The organism is Lysinibacillus sp. NPDC093688 (genome assembly GCF_050280145.1).
In the GTDB taxonomy this organism is placed as follows: Bacteria; Bacillota; Bacilli; order Bacillales_A; family Planococcaceae; genus Lysinibacillus; species Lysinibacillus xylanilyticus_B.
On sequence record NZ_JBNNUX010000029.1, the window covers coordinates 1 to 17,820 of the forward strand.

General features: G+C 37.9%; 13 protein-coding genes and 1 riboswitch. Of the genes, 2 read left to right on the forward strand and 11 right to left on the reverse strand.

What is annotated here, in order from left to right; translation table 11 throughout:
* Positions 1 to 208: 208 nt before the first annotated feature.
* From ACQKN2_RS18885 to ACQKN2_RS18930, 10 genes are all read right to left on the reverse strand, one after another.
* A complete protein-coding gene (locus ACQKN2_RS18885) occupies positions 209 to 820 on the reverse strand; it encodes a response regulator transcription factor (RefSeq protein ID WP_323651140.1) in 612 nt (203 codons plus the stop codon).
* Between the two features lie 17 nt (positions 821 to 837).
* On the reverse strand, positions 838 to 1,986 hold the full coding sequence (locus tag ACQKN2_RS18890) for a sensor histidine kinase (RefSeq protein ID WP_427416311.1): 1,149 nt from the start codon (positions 1,984 to 1,986) through the stop codon (positions 838 to 840).
* Between the two features lie 139 nt (positions 1,987 to 2,125).
* On the reverse strand, positions 2,126 to 3,157 hold the full coding sequence (locus ACQKN2_RS18895) for a fatty acid desaturase (RefSeq protein WP_427416312.1): 1,032 nt from the start codon (positions 3,155 to 3,157) through the stop codon (positions 2,126 to 2,128).
* A 563-nt stretch (positions 3,158 to 3,720) separates the two neighbouring features.
* Positions 3,721 to 4,221, reverse strand: coding sequence for an N-acetyltransferase family protein (locus ACQKN2_RS18900; protein ID WP_427416350.1), 501 nt, complete (start codon positions 4,219 to 4,221; stop codon positions 3,721 to 3,723).
* A 73-nt stretch (positions 4,222 to 4,294) separates the two neighbouring features.
* Positions 4,295 to 7,726, reverse strand: coding sequence for a methionine synthase (gene metH, locus ACQKN2_RS18905; protein WP_427416313.1), 3,432 nt, complete (start codon positions 7,724 to 7,726; stop codon positions 4,295 to 4,297).
* Positions 7,719 to 9,566 carry a bifunctional homocysteine S-methyltransferase/methylenetetrahydrofolate reductase gene (locus tag ACQKN2_RS18910; RefSeq protein WP_427416314.1) on the reverse strand — a complete coding sequence of 616 codons (1,848 nt, stop codon included), beginning with the start codon at positions 9,564 to 9,566 and terminating at the stop codon, positions 7,719 to 7,721. The genes metH and ACQKN2_RS18910 overlap by 8 nt, the downstream gene beginning before the upstream one ends.
* A gap of 90 nt (positions 9,567 to 9,656) precedes the next feature.
* Positions 9,657 to 9,756, reverse strand: a riboswitch (SAM riboswitch).
* 480 nt (positions 9,757 to 10,236) lie between these two features.
* Positions 10,237 to 11,625, reverse strand: coding sequence for a protoporphyrinogen oxidase (locus ACQKN2_RS18915; RefSeq protein ID WP_427416315.1), 1,389 nt, complete (start codon positions 11,623 to 11,625; stop codon positions 10,237 to 10,239).
* A gap of 279 nt (positions 11,626 to 11,904) precedes the next feature.
* Complete coding sequence (locus ACQKN2_RS18920; RefSeq protein ID WP_427416316.1) at positions 11,905 to 13,194, reverse strand: protoglobin domain-containing protein; 1,290 nt, start codon at positions 13,192 to 13,194, stop codon at positions 11,905 to 11,907.
* A 619-nt stretch (positions 13,195 to 13,813) separates the two neighbouring features.
* A complete protein-coding gene (locus ACQKN2_RS18925; protein ID WP_427416317.1) occupies positions 13,814 to 15,100 on the reverse strand; it encodes an SEL1-like repeat protein in 1,287 nt (428 codons plus the stop codon).
* Positions 15,101 to 15,223: 123 nt separating this feature from the next.
* Positions 15,224 to 16,237, reverse strand: coding sequence for a YdcF family protein (locus ACQKN2_RS18930; protein ID WP_427416318.1), 1,014 nt, complete (start codon positions 16,235 to 16,237; stop codon positions 15,224 to 15,226).
* 294 nt (positions 16,238 to 16,531) lie between these two features.
* Here ACQKN2_RS18930 and ACQKN2_RS18935 point away from each other — a divergent pair, with 294 nt between their 5' ends.
* Both ACQKN2_RS18935 and ACQKN2_RS18940 read left to right on the forward strand, forming a co-directional pair.
* Positions 16,532 to 16,999 (forward strand): hypothetical protein, encoded by a 468-nt coding sequence (locus ACQKN2_RS18935; protein ID WP_427416319.1) that lies wholly within the window; start codon positions 16,532 to 16,534, stop codon positions 16,997 to 16,999.
* Positions 16,987 to 17,274, forward strand: a complete 288-nt coding sequence (locus ACQKN2_RS18940) for a DUF2653 family protein (protein WP_400729991.1) — start codon at positions 16,987 to 16,989, stop codon at positions 17,272 to 17,274. Before ACQKN2_RS18935 ends, ACQKN2_RS18940 begins: the two co-directional genes overlap by 13 nt.
* A gap of 53 nt (positions 17,275 to 17,327) precedes the next feature.
* Here the strand turns inward: ACQKN2_RS18940 and ACQKN2_RS18945 are convergent, their stop codons facing one another.
* Positions 17,328 to 17,696, reverse strand: coding sequence for a potassium channel family protein (locus ACQKN2_RS18945; protein WP_349661944.1), 369 nt, complete (start codon positions 17,694 to 17,696; stop codon positions 17,328 to 17,330).
* Between the last annotated feature and the right edge of the window lie 124 nt (positions 17,697 to 17,820).

Here is a 17,820-nt window from a genome sequence, read left to right on the forward strand (position 1 = left end):
CGGGCCAACAGGATGTTGGTCACGAAGGCGTTATCACAGGATGTGATGCTTTTAGCCTTCGTTCCTCTATCGCTGATCCCCGAGGAGTCGCCCAGCATCCACTCCAATCAACCTCTTCATATAGAATGTATCTTCTAGTACATCATTCTACTTTTCTCGCGCTTTTTAAGATTTTGACCAGTTATGTTTCAGCCTCTTTTGATGTTGTTTACTTATTCCACCCTTTTTCCTTAAAACGTGCAATGGCTTCAATACGATTCCCAACATTTAATTTTTCTAAAATAGTGGAGATATAGTTGCGGACAGTCCCTGCTGATAAAAATAATTCTGCAGCAATTTCTTTTGTCGTCTTCCCCTCTGCAACAAGTGTCAGTACCTGGCTCTCACGGTCAGTTAAAGGATTTTCACTATCATCCTCATAGACAAAATCAACGAGTTCAGGCGCATATATTCTTTTGCCGTCCATAATTGTGCGAATGGCACTGGCCAATTCTTCTATCGGACTATCCTTTAGTAGATAGCCACGAACGCTGGCCTTTCTTGCACGCTCAAAATAACCAGGCCTTGCAAATGTCGTTAATATAATCACTTTACAATTAGAACCTGTGCCATGCAGTTCCTCGGCAGCATCCAATCCAGTTTTTACTGGCATTTCAATATCCATAATACAAATATCAGGCTGATGCTCTTCAACAAGCGCCAATGCTTCCTCACCATTTTTTGCTAAGCCGACGACCTCCATATCATCCTCCATACTAAGTAATGAACGGAGTGCACCTAATAGCATACCCTGATCTTCAGCAATTACAATTCGTATCATGTCACAGTCCTCATTTCTTATATGTTCTTCAGATTTTCTTTGACCTTCTGATGCGTAATCGCCACTGGAATCGACACTGTTAATGTAGTGCCCTCTTCACTTTCGATTGTAAAAGAACCGTTTATAAACTCTAACCGTTCTCGCATTCCCTTTAATCCGTTACCAGTTTTCCAAGCTTGCTTTTTGGTGATTCCTTGCCCATTGTCACGAACAACTAAATATACTTCCTTAAAATTTTGATGAAAGGCGATTTCGCATTTTGTAGCACCACTATGCTTAACGACATTATTGACTGCCTCTTTTAAACACATGGATAATACATTTTCTACAAGCGGAGGAGCTTGTAATGTATCTTTATCACCATCAAATACAAACTCCATTTCAGCAGCCTTTAATATTTGGGCAATACGCATAATCTCGTCCTCAAACCTAGCCGTTCGCATACCCGATACTAATTCACGTACCTCTTTTAATGCGATACTCGCCGTTTGACGAATATCCTTTATCTCTGTTAGAGCCTGTTGTGGATCACGTTCAATTAATCTTGAAGCTAAGTCACTTTTTAAGCCGATCATCGACAACTTTTGACCGAGAGTATCATGTAAATCCCGAGCAATACGTTGGCGTTCTTCAAAAACAATTAACTCAGCTATTCGTTCATTAGCTGTCTCAAGCTGACCTTCTAAATTTTCGCGTTTATTTTTTGAATAAATCGTTAGTGGGAGAAGCACAACCGCTAAAATCGTTAAAACAACAAATGGTAATTGTGATAAAAATAAGTTTAGCTCAACGAAGAAGCCAACACCTGTAGAAATAACCGTAAAAGCAATATGTAGACCATATATAATATAGAAGCCAACGGGTTTACGAATATTTCCAATAAAGAAAGCTGTGAAAATTGATAAATATACATAGCCATACATTATGGTCATAACGATATTAATGACCATTTCAAAGCTAATCCACATATATACAAGACCGTTTTTCGAATTCATGGAAAACCGATAGAAAATAAAATATAGCATTAAAAATGTAATACCAATTGATATTTCTATATAAGATGATTTTCTAAAAATGAAGAAAAACGGTAGGAAACAGAAAATAATCCATAAATATATACTGAGCATAGGACTATTCGGAATAATGCTTTGCCATCTCCTCAACATAATCTCACGCTCTTTCCTAGTTTTCCCTCATTATAACAAGAAAATTTATTTTATGCCTGCACATGATTTTTACAACGCTTGTTGTACAATGTTTACGTAAAACAGCCATCCCTTAGAAGAGATGGCTGAAAAAAATTTACTAAGCAGCTAAACTGCCTCTTTCTTTTCGCTTGATTATTTCATTAACTTCTTTAAAGGTTACAAACTTGCCTTGATCTTCATCATATAACTTGTAGCGTAATGATTCTAGACTTTTACGTAACGTAATAGTCGTTGCAGTGTGTAATGGCGGTATATCATTATGCGCCTGTTCAAGATTATAGTTCGGTACACGTGGAGCTAAATGATGTACATGGTGGAAGCCAATATTGCCTGTAGCCCATTGTAATAGCTTTGGTAATTTATAATACGAGCTACCTTCAACAGCAGCCTTTACATAATCCCACTCTGAGTCATGCTCAAAATAAGAATCTTCATACGTATGTTGGATAAAAAATAACCAAATGCCTAGAGAAGCAGCAACAAACATTGTTACTACATGCACTAATAAAAATGCTTGCCACCCCATAAAATAAATTAAGGCAACACAGATTCCCACGAGGACTACATTTGTTAAATACGTGTTAAAACGTTCTTTTTGTTTAGCGTCATTTCGATTACGACGATTTAAAATTAACACCATAAAAACTGGACCTAAGCCAAACATTACGAATGGATTACGGTAAAAACGATACCATAAACGTTGCCCTTTAGATGCTTGTATATATTCTTCCACTGTCATCATATCAATATCACCGATACCACGCTTATCTAAGTTCGAGCTAGTTGCGTGGTGAATTGTATGCTCACGTTTCCATTTTTCATATGGGAATGATGTTAACACCCCAGTTACAAAACCAACCCAGTCGTTTGCTTTTTTACTTTTGAAAAATGAACCGTGTGTACAATCATGGAAAATAATAAAAGTTCGTACGACAAATCCAGCAGAAATTACACTTAACCCAGCTGTTAACCATGGCGAAACATCCACTAACATATAGCCGGCTACCCATAGAGCTATTAAAGGTATAATCGTATTCGCCATTTGAAAAATACTTTTAGCTGTGTCAGATTTCGCAAATGGCGCGATGTCCTGGCGCAGTTTTTTTGTTTTTTCTTTATCTGTTGCCATTATTTTTACTCCCTCGTTTCCTTTTCCTTATGACCTCATCATAAAACAAGAGTACAATCATGCAACAGAAGCAAACATCATAAAAAGGATATGACATTTGTCATATCCTTTTATCATGTGTACAAAGGAATAAAATAAATTAAATATGGCTCCTAACCATAAAGTGGAGTTGATTTCCGTTCCGGCTGGGCGCTTTCCTAGGAGCGTCCGATGAGCCGCTTGGGCCAACACAATGTTGGTCACGAAGGCGTTATCACAGGACGTGATGCTCTTAGCCTTCGTTCCCCTACTGGCTCGCTCCAGGGTCTTGGGCCAACACGATGTTGGTCACGAAGGCATTATCACAGGATGTGATGGTTTTAGCCTTCGTTTCTCTATCGCTGATCCCCGAGGAGTCGCCCAGTCGTAACGAAGATCAACCTATTATACAATGCATATTTCATCCCCAACTTTTGGTGATAAGCTTTTAAACGTAGCATTAGTATGAGTAGGCAAGCTGAACAAAAAAAGTATAGCTAGGATTCACATATTATAAAGAAAGAGTATGACATGTCATACTCTTTCTATTCTTTTGGTCCAGTTAACTGTAGCTGATAAAATACAAGATCTAGCCACTGTCCAAATTTATAGCCTGCGTTTTTTATTGTACCCGCATATTCGAAGCCTAGTTTTTCATGTACTTTAATGCTTCCGATGTTTTCACCATCAATGCCCGCTACGAGTGTTTTCACATCTTGCTCTTTAGCAATTCGAATAAGCTCATGCATTAATTGTATAGCGATTCCCTTTTGATAATGATCCTTATGCACATATACAGAATGCTCCATTGTGTGCTTATAGCCTGGATATGGACGGAACTGATTATATGTTGCAAAGCCGGCTACTGTGCCATTTACGTCAAAGACTAGCAGTGGATTACCGATTGTTTGTTGCTCCTTGAACCATCGTCTTTTTTCTTCTAACGATTGAGTTTCATATCGATAAACGGCTTTGCTCGTTAAAATAATGTCATTGTAAATATCTAAAAAACCAGGTAAATCTTTCTCTTCCATTAATCGAATCATCATGCTCACGTCCTACTTCAATTATGCCGAGGCTTTACCCTCATTACATAAAGTTATACCACTTTTTCTAGCATTACACATTAAAATATCGAGCATCTGGATGTGCAAAGACCATCGCTGAAACAGAAGCTTCCGGCTCCATCATAAAGCCTTCCGTTAAGTGCACACCAATGTCCTCTGGTTTTAATATGCCAAACAATTTCTCTTGATCCTCCAAGTTCGGACATGCAGGATAGCCAAATGAGAAGCGCTGTCCTTGATATTTTGCTGCGAAACGATCACGCATTGTAAAATCTGTCGCATCTGGGAAGCCCCATTGATCACGAATTTCTTGGTGCATACGCTCTGCAAAGCCTTCCGCAAGTTCAAGGGCTGTAGATTGTAATGCATGGCTTTCAAGGAATTTCCCTTCCTCTTTTAGCTGACGGGCCTTCACCATAACACCTTGTCCAGCTGTTACTACCATTAAGGCAATATAGTCCATTTCACCGCTTTCAACTGTTTTTAAGAAATCTGCAAGACATAAAAACGGTTCAACTTGCTGACGTGGGAAGGTAAATCGTTCAATTTCTGTTTTGCTATCTGCTGGATCATAAACGACTACAGCATCTCCATCTGCTTGTGCAGGGAAAAACTGATACATACCCGATGGCTTTAATAGGTCACTTTGTAAATAATCGTCGACTAAATCTTTTAACTCTGTTGCTCTTGCATCGCCAGTATCAAGTAATTGCTGTACTTGCCCTTTTAAGCCTAGGTGATGTCCAAGTAATGTCCTCATATTAACATATGGATATAAATGCGAAACAGCATATTCTTTCTTTACATGGCGTCGCAAATCAGCTGGAAGAAAGACAGATGCTCCCTTTACCGTGCGCACAGGCTTTACAGTTATTTCTTTTGCAGGGCGAGCCGCTCTTTTTTCGTCTGCCTCTAAGCGTTTTTTGCGAGATTCCTCAATTTCAACTAAGAAATCAGCACGTGTATCTGTCCCCATTAACCGATTTACCTGCTCTAATCCTTGCATCGCATCCTTTGAATAAATAACAGGACCATTATATTCGCCGGCGATTTTTGTTTCAGTAAAGCGACGAGATAATGCCGCTCCCCCTACTAAAATAGGTACGTCAATACCCGCTTCCTTGAAATCTTGAGCTGTAATAACCATTTGTTGCGCTGATTTTACCAGTAAGCCTGAAAGCCCGATGAAATCTGGCTTCTCCTTGCGAATCGTTTCTATTAACTGAGCAGGTGTTACTTTAATGCCAAGATCAATCACCTTATAGCCATTATTACTTAAAATAATATCGACAAGGTTTTTCCCAATATCATGCACATCGCCTTTGACAGTAGCAAGTACCATTTTACCCTTGCCAGAACTCTCTTCATCTTTCTCCATAAATTGCTCTAAATGTGCCACTGCTGCCTTCATAACCCCTGCTGATTGTAACACCTCTGCTACGATGAGCTGATTATCGTTAAATAAACGACCAACCTCTGCCATTCCGTCCATTAATGGCCCATTAATAATAGCAAGTGGTGTTTCAAAAGTTTCACGAGCAGCATCTAAATCTTCAATAAGCCCTTCCTTTGTCCCCTCTAAAATATAGTAAGCTAAACGACCTTCTACTGTTTTCGGAATATCCGCCTCTGTTTTTTCCTTCTTTTTATCACGATAGAAATCTGTGAAGACTGCTAATGTTTCATCATTTGTATGGAAGAGTAAATCATTGGCTAGCTTAATTTCCTCCTCAGGAATGGATGCATAACGTTCTAGCTTCTCCGTATTCACAATTGCATAATCTAAACCAGCTTGTGTACAGTGATATAAATATACGGCATTCAATACTTCACGACCTACGGGTGGTAATCCGAATGAAATATTACTGACACCAAGCACCGTTAATGTACGTGGCAATTTTTCTTTAATCAGGCGAATGCCTTCCACTGTTTCAATTGCTGAGCCAATATACTGTTCATCTCCCGTACCTACTGGGAACATTAGTGGATCAAAGATAATATCTTCAGGAGCAATACCCCACTTTTCTGTTAACAATTTATAGGAACGCTCAGCAATCTCTAGCTTGCGATGTCGATCAACCGCCATACCTTGTTCATCAATTGTACCGACTACTAAAGAGGCCCCATATTTTTTCACTAGCGGTAAAACTGCGTCAAAGCGCTCCTCGCCATCTTCTAGGTTAATAGAGTTAATAATGGCTTTCCCTTGAGAAAACTTAAGTGCTTCCTCAATTACTTTTTCATCTGTTGAGTCAATCACAAGAGGTACTTTTACTTTTTTGACAACCTCCTGCATAAAGCCACGCATATCCTCTAGTTCATCGCGGTCAGGATTTGCTAAACAAATATCGATAACATGTGCACCATTTTTCACCTGAGCTCGCGCGACTTCTGCTGCTTCCTCAAACTTCCCATCTATAATTAAATTTTTAAACTTACGAGAGCCGATGACATTTGTCCGTTCTCCAATAAATAATGGACGCATAGAATCGTCATACACCAATGGCTCTATACCTGATACTACATGACCATGTGTTGCGTCTGGTAATTGGCGAGGCTTTTCGTCCTTTAGCACTTCTCGAATAGCGACAATATGCGCTGGCGTTGTACCACAGCAGCCCCCGACAATATTTAGCCAGCCCTTTTCTGCAAAGCCTTTTAGCTTTTGTGACAGCGATTCAGGTGACTCATGATAGCAGCCTTCCTCGTCAGGTAAACCTGCATTCGGGTAACAGCTAATATAGCCTGTTGATAGCTCTGCTAGTGAACGGATATGGTCCGTCATAAACTCTGGTCCCGTTGCACAGTTTAAACCAACTGATAATGGCTTAATATGCTCGATGGAAATGTAAAAAGCATCAATTGTTTGGCCGGCCAATGTTGTTCCCATCGGTTCAATTGTTCCAGATATCATCACAGGTAGCTCTTTTTCAGTTGCCTTAAAAGCACGAGATACCCCCAATGTTCCTGCCTTAACATTCAACATATCCTGACTAGTTTCAAGCAACAGAACGTCCGCCCCAGCTTCGATTAATGCCTTGGCCTGAACATAGAAGTTTTCCTCTAACTCATCAAATGTAATACCACCTGTAACTGACAAGGTTTTTGTAGTTGGTCCCATAGCCCCCGCTACAAAACGTGGCCAATCGGATGTAGAAAACTCATCTACTACTTTACGTGCAATTTCTACAGCACGTGTATTGATTTCTTCTGCCTTCGCACCAAGATCATATTCATTTAATACAAGTGGTGTACTTCCAAATGTATTTGTACAAATAATATCTGCTCCAGCCTCTAAATATTTTCTATGAACTTTTTCAAGCACATCTGGTCTAGTTAGCACAAGATTTTCATTACAGCCATCATATTCCTCGCCGCCAAAATCTTCTGCTGATAAATTTTCATTTTGTAGCATTGTACCCATTGCGCCATCAAGAATTAAAATTCGTTTCTCAAGTTGTTCTTCAATCAAGTGCTTAGCCATTTATACTTACCCCTTTTTTCTGTTCATCCAATTGCTCAATAAATTTCATCAGTTCTAGTGTCATGTCATAGCGTAAAAATGGTGTGATGAGGTAAATACCATTGAAATATTCCGCTGCTACTTCTACTAATTCCTTGGCAATTGCAATCCCTTCTAGTGTTGCGCGTTCCTTATCATCGCCACAAGCTTTCATACGTGCTAACGCATCCTCCGATAGTTTGATGCCTGGCACTTCATGATGTAAAAACTCCGCACTTTTATAGCTCGTTACTGGCATAATACCTATATAAATTGGTGTTTCTAAATGCTTTGTCGCCTCGTAAATTTCCACGATTTTTTCCTTTGAATAAACGGGCTGTGAAATAAAATAATCTGCTCCATGTTCAATTTTCTTTTCTAATCTAGACACAGCGCGATCCAGTACACGTACATTAGGATTAAAGGCAGCCGCTACAGAGAAATTCGCCTTTTTACGAAGTGGTTTCCCTGAGAACGATACACCTTCATTTAACTGTTTTATCAATTGAATTAGCTCCATTGAAGATACGTCATAAACGCTTGTGGCCCCTGGGAAATCGCCTACCTTTGTTGGATCTCCAGTCACTGCTAAAATATCGTGAATCCCTAGTGCATTTAATCCCATTAAATGTGATTGGAGACCAATTAAATTACGATCTCGGCATGTTATATGAGTTAACGGTCGTACCCCGTGCGTTTCTTTCAGTAAGGCACCCATTGCGACATTACTAATCCTTGGAGAAGCAAGTGAATTATCTGCCATCATGACTACATCTGCGCCAGCCTCATATATTTTTTTCGCACCTGCAATAAAACCTTCGATTTCTAAATGTCTTGGTGTATCTAACTCCACTATAACTGAGCGTTCACGTTTTACTTTTACATGTAATGGCTCATAATTTGGTGGCTCTGCCTCACGTACAACTTCTACTTTTTCTGGCTTTGCAACCTTTTCCTCGACCGGAGATAGCTCCTCTAAGTACTTTTTCGCTGCAGCAATATGCTTTGGTGTCGTACCACAGCAACCACCAATTAAACGTACCCCTTGATCGCGAAGCTCTACTGCTGCTCGACCAAAATAATCTGCCTCTGACTCATAAACGACACGGCCATCCTCCAAATCAAGAAGAGAGGCGTTCGGATACGCTGACATAAATGCCTTCTTAGGAAGCTCTACACCTTCAAATGCTTGTATAGTATGGTGAGGCCCTAAACGACAGTTAACACCTACAATATCAGCACCTAGAGCTTCAAGCTCATGTAGGGCGTTATTTAAGCTCATTCCATTTTGCAAAATCCCTGGTTCATGCATAGAAACTTGAGCAATAATCGGTAATTTAGTTTTAGCTCGTAGCATCGTTAAAGTCGCTGTTAGCTCTTCAAAATCATAATATGTTTCAAGTAAAAGGCCATCTGGATTTCCTGCAAGTAAAACCGTTGCCTGCTCATCAACTGTTGCTAAAATTTCCTCTAACGTTGCATCACTTTTTCGAATACCACGGATTCCCCCAATAGTACCTAAGACAAACTGTCCACCATCTGCTGCTGCTCGTTTTGCAATTGTTATAGCGGCCTCATTAAACTGCTGCACACGAGATTCTAATCCGTAGCGGGCTAATTTTATGGCATTAGCTCCGTAAGTGTTCGTTTGAATGACATCAGCACCAGCTGCTATGTATTCTCTATGAATCTTTTCAATTAATTCAGGTTTTTGTATATTCATTTCCTCATGGCAATACTCCAAACCATAGCCGTATAAAACTGTACCAATTGCACCATCTGCAGTAAGAACATGCGTTTTTAACCTTTCAAGCAATCCCATAAAACTAGCCTCTCTTCCATTATTTATAAAAAATAAAAAAGCCTTCTTTTACATAAAAAGAAGGCTTTAACGTTTCGTAATTGTTTTTCCTTCTCATCTTCGACACAATGGTCTTCTGGATTTAGCACCTGACAATAAGTTGGTTGCTGAAGCTTCATAGGGCCAGTCCCTCAGCTTCTCTTGATAAGAATGTAGTATGAATTTTTTAAATAATTAAAAGAATCATATCGTTTACGAACGATTGAGTCAAGACTATTTCACAGAACAGAGGATAATTTTTACGAAAAACATTATATATTAACTTCTTTCAGCAATGTTTTATGTACCGAAAGCGTAGCGACAGGTTCAAAAGTCTCTCACCTCTATAGGTGGTGAGATGAATGCGAATTTAAGTTACTTTTCAACGTGTGTCCAAACACCCGCTGAAATAGAGGAACTCAGTCTAAGAACGCCACGTCCTGTGGCAACGACTGAGTGACCAACATCATGTTGGCCCAAAGCCTCCGGCGGATGTCACAAAATCGGAAAGGAGTTTCTTAAAGGATGTTAGCCTAAAATCATCGCATCCATGCGATAACGGCTAACTGACCTGCATCGTGCAGGCCTAAGCACAAAGCCGATTCCAGACGCAATTATGCCGAGGCATAATTGATTTTATCAATTCAAACAATTACGATAGTTTTTCAGCAAGCTCCTCACCAATTTTTTTACCATTTTGAATACACGCACCTATGCCTACTCCGAAATAAGAGCACCCCGCTATTGATAAGTTCGGATAGTTTTTCTCAAGCTCTTGTAAGAGACCTTGCAACGCTTCACGATGTGCCAAATCATACTTTGGCATCTGGTCGATCCATTTTGTCACGCCAACAATAGTTGGTGTTTCCTCAATCCCCAAGCTTTTTCTTACATCCTCTAGAGCAACAGCTGCTAACTCTTCATCTGACATCAAACGCAATCTCTCATACTCAGGGTTAATGCTCTTATAAAAAAGTCGTACAAGTAATTTTCCTTCTGCTGAAGTATGTTTCCACTTGCGACTTGTCCACGTTGCTGCATTACAAATAACATTCGAATTATGTGACACAATATAGCCCGTTCCATCCGCGGGTAACCTATTATCAGGTACATCAAATCCTAAGTAAATCGTAATGGCGGATGCAGTATTGAATTGTTCAAAATAGCCGTTCAAAGATTCATCCTGCAATAAACTTTGTACCGCCTCATTTGGTAGTGCCATTACAACATGATTTGCTTCAATCATTTTACCGTTTGCTAATGTAACAGCGTATTGATTCTCCTGCTTCTTAACACTGGTAGTGGCAATTCCTTTTATAATTTCTACATCCGTTAATGTTTCTTCAAGTCGATCAATTAGTGATGATAAACCATTTTTAAATGAAATAAATTTTTTATTAGCAGCTTTCACAAATTGTTCCCTGTTTGCATCGAAGCCTTTAATAATACTACCGTAATCGTTTTTGTAATCGATTAAATACGGTAAAGTGGAAGCAATTGAAAGCTGATTTAAATCTCCTGAATATACACCTGCAAGTACGGGCGCTATTTGGTTTTGAACAAGCTCCTCACCTAAATAGTAAGTTAAAAATTCCCCAATCGAACTTTCCTTTGTAAACACTTCATTTGGCATAGTTAAATCTTTTAATGCCTCTTTTTTACCTTTCTCTGATACAAGCGTACTTTCCTCAAGAGATTGTAAGCTCATAGGAATACCGAACGTTGAGTCTGATGGGATAGCATGTAGCTCATTATTTGTGTAAATATACGAAATACCCGTTTCGTTGTACACAAGATTTTGTTCAAAATTAAGTTCCTTTACTAACTCCATGACACCTTTATGACGCGCTACTATAGAATCTGCTCCTGTTTCCATAATAAAGCCTTGTTCATTCGCAGAGTGAAGCTTGCCACCAAGGTATGTATTCTTTTCAACGAGTACAAGCTTTACATGTAAGTTTTTCTCCTGAACTTGGCGTTGTAAATAATGCATCGTACACAATCCCGTAATTCCGCCACCTAATACAACAACTGTTTTCATATTAACCGCCCCTATTTTTAGTTCTTTATTCAGTATAAACTTTTTTTAACGAAAATTACGTTAAACCCTTTACAAATTTAGCAAAAATGGAGCTATCCAGTTCATGGGATAGCTCCATTTTTTCTATGTTCAATTTGCATATATTGAATTTAACAGCATATAATCGCCGGTATCTTTTATCTACCTAGCGGATATTATATATTAACAGTTGATATAGTGTTATTTATACACTACAGGTGTGAAGCACCTTATTTGCTTTGTCTCTTGTTTTTCACTTCATCAATGTAAATTTTGTGCAAAGCTAGCAAGTTCTTCAGCAGAATTTTTCACTTCATTAAAGGCAATACCTAATTGACTTAGTACTTCTACTATTGCTTGTACTTCTTTTTCCATCTGACCATTTTGTTCTTTGGCTTCGGTCATAGCGTCCAATATGTTAGTAAATTGTCCTTCTGTTTGAACCATATTTTCCTCACCAGAAGCTACCTCTTCTTGAATATTACTAAGCGAATGGACAAGTTTATCTGTCCGCTCATTCGTTTTGTGTAGTAATGTCGCAACCGATGTTACAGATTCCTTTGTTTGAATCGATAGTTTTCTCACTTCATCTGCCACAACACTAAAGCCTTTACCCGCTTCTCCAGCACGAGCCGCTTCTATTGCCGCATTTAAAGCCAACAAGTTCGTCTGATTTGCAATATTTGTCACAACATTCACAATCGATTCCATTTCCCTTGACATATCTGCCAACTGTGTAATATTTTCCGCTATACCATCAAGCGAGTAAATAATATTACTCATATTTTGCGATTGATTCTTTAAGCGTTCACGACCTTCTAATGCCTGACTCTCAGCCATAGTCGACACTTGAAGTGATTGTTTTGCTAGTTGTTTGATTTCATCCGATTGTTCACTTAAGCGATTAAACGAGTTGTTTGTTTCCTGTGATATTGTGGCAAGACCTTCCGAAGACTCTACGATCTTTTTCTCTATCACTTCTTTTCTACGTTCTATTTTTTCATGAAGTTGCTCAATGGTATGCTCGAACGCCTCTAAAACTAACTGTTGCTCAAAATTAGATATTTTTGAGATAGCCCTAATTGTATTGAGTTGATCCATTGGATGATGAACATGTTCTTCAACTAAGTCAATAAATGATGCTGTTAAATCTTGAAAAGCACAAATATACCATTGTGTTTTAAGCCCGATATGGACATGTACTTTAGCAATTTTAACTCGCCTCTGATAAAATTCATCATCAATCGTACCATTAAACATTTCAATAATATGACGTCGTAAAGTAATTTTTAGCTTATTTACAGAACTATGTTCATTAATAATATTTACTAAAGTACGTTCAGTTCCAATCATTTCATAAAATCGATGAACAATGTTATCAATATTGCTTTCTACAAAAGGTTGAAAAGCTTTTAAATATTGTAAATCCCGCTTCGTCAATTTGAGCATATCAATTTGCTTTTTTATTGACTGGCGATTAGCTATATCCATTTTCACCGTATATTTCCCTAAGTCTAACGCCGTTGTCTTTCTCTGTTTTTGAAAAATCACACATTTACCCTCTTTCATGCCGTGTACTTTTAAAAGCTGAGAAAAATATAAATCCAATCACCAATAATATGAAAAAAGCATCACCATAACGTAGAGTTGATTTCCATTCCAGCTGGACGCTCCTGGTGAATTGTCATCCCTAACTTTTAGTGAGAACCCCTCAGGATATTTTTATCCATATACATTACTTATGACTCTTTCTCTGTTATGGGCTACAATCAACTAAAAATGGTAACCTTATAATTAGCTATTGCTACTAACTACTCTTTCAAAATCCCTCATATACCTTATACATTTTATAAATAGCTGTCAATTTTCAAATATACACTTTTTTCCACAAATTGAACAAAAAGTACCTGTTATCTTACTTATTATCCAAAGCAGAAAAAAAGCTACCACAATACTTTTGGGTAGCTAATTAACATCATCTCTGTTTTTTTTATGCTTATTTTTTCCTTGTTTTAGTTCGAGGTATTACCACTTTATTATATTGATATTTTTACAACCAGATAAACCCGATAATATATACCTAATAAACACCGAAAAACAATACTTAATACCCATACTCCAAAAGCAGATAATTGAATCTAAAAACCTATTACTTTTTAATAAAAAATGCTCACATTCCATTCAATTCTTGCAGTAAAATTGCCGCCTCCGCACTTCCTGCATCTGCTGCAAGTCCATACCATTTTATAGCCTCTTTAATATTTCTAGCTATTCCTTCCCCTTTATTGTATATATGCCCTAGTTGTAATTTTGCTTCCGAATCACCTTGAAGGGCAGCCTGTTTAAACCAATGAATACCTTTTTCAATATTCCGTATACCTGTTAACCCTTGGCTCCAAATAAAGCCCAAATCATAAAAGGCATCGACATGATATTGCTTTGCTGCTCTTTCATACCAATATAATCCACGGTTCACATCTTTCGTTTGCCCTAACCGTCCCTCTAAATAGATTCCTCCAAGCCTATATTGTGCCTCAACATAGCCTACTTCAGCAGATTTTTTATAATAGCTACAGGCTTGCTCCTCGTCTTTGTCGACTCCTAATCCCTGCTCGTAAATTATTCCGAGTGTAAACATGGCCTCTGCTACACCTTGTTGTGCGGCAAAGTCGAACCACTTCTTCGCAAGTACCAAGTTTTCTGGTACTCCCTCACCGTTAAAATACATATCCGCTAAATTATTTGCGGCATCTGGATGCCCTTGCTTTGCTGCAGCCTCATACAGCGAAAAGGCCATATTATAGCTTTCTTGTACACCTATACCTTCAAAATAAAAATTACCTAGTGCATATTGTGCATCAGCATTACCTTGTGATGCTGCTAACTCAAACCACTTCACGGACTTTTCTGGTTGGAAATATGCGCCATCAATTGCACTGTAGTATTCACCAAGTTGAAATTGTGCATCCGCATCCTGTTCTTCGATGGCATCTTTGTATAAGTCAATAATTACCTCGTGATCTAGATCTTCTTCGTCAAATGCTTCAACCTGCTCATTTTGATGAATTAAATACCATTCCAATATATCAAGTACATCATCAACAACTTCAACACAATTAGCTAACTTCTCCAGTGAAGAAATTTGCCATACGAAAATATAGATAGGGAGCGGAATTGCTTCACGCAGTAAATCATCATATTCAGCTAAAAGCGTTAGCACATTCTCCTGTACTGACTGTGTCTGTTCTGGATGTATAATTTGTAAATGTCGTTGTTGTTTTTTTTTCAATAGTCCCTGCACAACTTGATATACAATTTTATGCAAGGTTGCTAACTGTACTTCTTTGACTGCTATCAAATCAATGTTTTGCGAAAAACACGTATCTTGTGTTTGCACGAGCTTTTGTAGAGACCCTATTCGCTCTTTATTTTTTTTTGCTAAAAATTGCCCATACATTCGTTTTCCCCCCTCGCACACTACTATCGATTTCGCCTCCCTACCTTCAGAGGTGGGAGTTTTCTACTGAATGGAAATAAAATGCGCCTTGCCACTATTATATGGAAGACAGTTCTAAATTGGTTACACATACGCTCTCAATATTAATCCAATGAACAATGTAATAAACAAAAAGACCGTGACATGAATCCATTTATACATTTCTAATAAACCAATAAATTCACGAGTAAATGCATTAGGTACATAATAAAAGGCTGTCTTTGAACCAACACCTTGTGCATCAAGCTTCGCTTTTTTGGCATAAATACTTGCACGAAAAACATGAAAATTATTCGTTACAAATAAGGATCTATATTTCCCCCCTTGAGCATGCTTATCCATAATCTCCTTAGAGAATGCCATATTCTGTTCAGTATCTGTCGATTGATCTTCCATAAATACTTTTTGAGACGGTATTTGATGTTCGTCAACTATATATTTTTTCATGGCATATGCTTCTGATACTTTTTCATCACTTCCCTGTCCACCTGAGACGATAATGTAAGGTCGTTCATCATATTTTTGAAACTGCTTTACTGCCTCGTCTAAACGGCTAGCTAAAAGCGGTGGTACTTTATCTCCGATTAGTCCTGATCCTAACACAATAATATAGTTAGGCTCATAAAGGATAGGCGTAAAATGATATAGAGTGGCGTAGGCCATTATGCTTGTATATAAAAACATTGTATAACCAAAAACCAAGAACCCATAGAAGAAAAGAATATGCCAAATATCATCTTCGATATTCATGAAAATCACAAATACATACCAAATCATCATGATAAAAAAACTCAAACCAAAAACAGCCAACAATAGATTTCGTACTTTACGTCCTTCTTTTTCAAGTAAAACTTTACTATTAAAAAACGTAGCTATCGATAAAATAAACATAATACTCGGGAAACTTCCTAGTATTATGACTATACCCATCTTCGACACAATCCCCTGCTCATTCGGAAGAAATACTGAATGACTAAATATTGTGCTTAAAATAAACAACCCTAAAAAACCAAGAACTACAGCATTGAAAAAACGTCTTTTTTCAGTTATATAAAACATTAAAAAAATTGAAATTAACAGTAATAATGTTGAAATCATCGTTTCACTCCTTTCACTTTATACACTCTTTTTAAAGCGTATCATCTTAACTAGGGATTGATTTCCGTTACGTCTAGGCGCAGGTCCAACCTCTACTACAATTCCGTTTTATGTAATGCTTGTCCAACATTCGGTGGATTAGAACTGTCACTGAACTGTCACTACTTGTTCAAATTTGTTGATATACTTAAATTGATGGAAGCGTTTATTTTATTTTTCGAGATGGTTCATGTAAAATTACTAGTAAGTTTAGTTTATGACAAAACTAAAAATTATATTGGAGGAATGTAAGTAATGAAAAAAATTCTTGCCGCTCTTTTTGCAGCGACACTTATGTTTGCATCTGTAGGTGCAACATTGTTCATCTCAGATACACCAACTGCAGAAGCTAAATCCTATAAATCAGGTAAAAAAGGCTTCTCAAACAATAATAATAGCTCAAATTTCCAAAAGTCTCAGGATAAATCTAAAGACCAAAATAATGCAACAACAAATAAAAATAATACAACTTCTACTAACAAAACGGATACAACAGCTAAGAAAGGCGGCTTCTTCTCAGGCGGTCTTATGAAAGGCTTAATGCTTGGTGGATTAGCTGGCTTATTATTCGGAAGTCTTTTCAGTGGTATGGGTATGCTTGGTAATATTTTAGGCTTATTAATTAACGTTGCAGCTATCATGGTTATCGTAATGCTAGTTGTAAAAATTGTTAATATGTTTAAAGATAAGAAACGTAAAGAGGAAGCACAATGGCACAAATAATTAATGAGCAAGATATTATTAATGCAATTTGCTTATCTCAGGCCTACTATAAAAACATTCGCCCTGAGGATGTACTGGTAGAACTAACATACGATGATGACACAGGCTTCGGTGCAGAAGTTGAAACTAATGGTCAAATCGAGATGTTCGATACAGCAGCAATGATTGGCGCACTACGTGTATGGATTAAAGATGTCCTACATGGTGATCCATTTTCAACAGGAATCGAATTAGTCTTAGACGATGAAGAAGGCATCATTGCTAGACTATCGTAAATAAGTAAAGAATAGCAGTTCAGTAAATCTTATAGATTTATTGAACTGCTTTGTTATTTTTTCAGACGTTTTATTGCTTGTTCTTTCTTTTCTTCCTCAATTGTAAAATCGACTATTGATCTGCCGAGCATTAATAGCGTAATAAACATGACGCCTGTTCCAACGATTAAATAAATCATCGTAAATATCTTTGAAAAATTACTAGTAGGATACAATCCCGTCTCAACACCGGTTGGAATTAAACTCACTACTGCAAAATACATGGCATCAATCCAATACCATCCTTCCGTTCCTTTATAAAACATTGTCCCTGAAAGAATGATAAAAAATAATGTTGTAAACAAAGATAGAAACTGTGGACGCTTGAATGACTTCCACATGCCTACTAACAATCTTTTCGCAGATAAAATAAATGACAGCATCGCATTCTCCTTTGATCCATTTTCACTTCAGCGTTATTACAATTCTAAATTGGCTCATCGCCATAAAGTGAGGTTGATTTCCGTTCCGGCTGGGCGCCCTTTGTTGCTGACGCTTCGCTTTCGC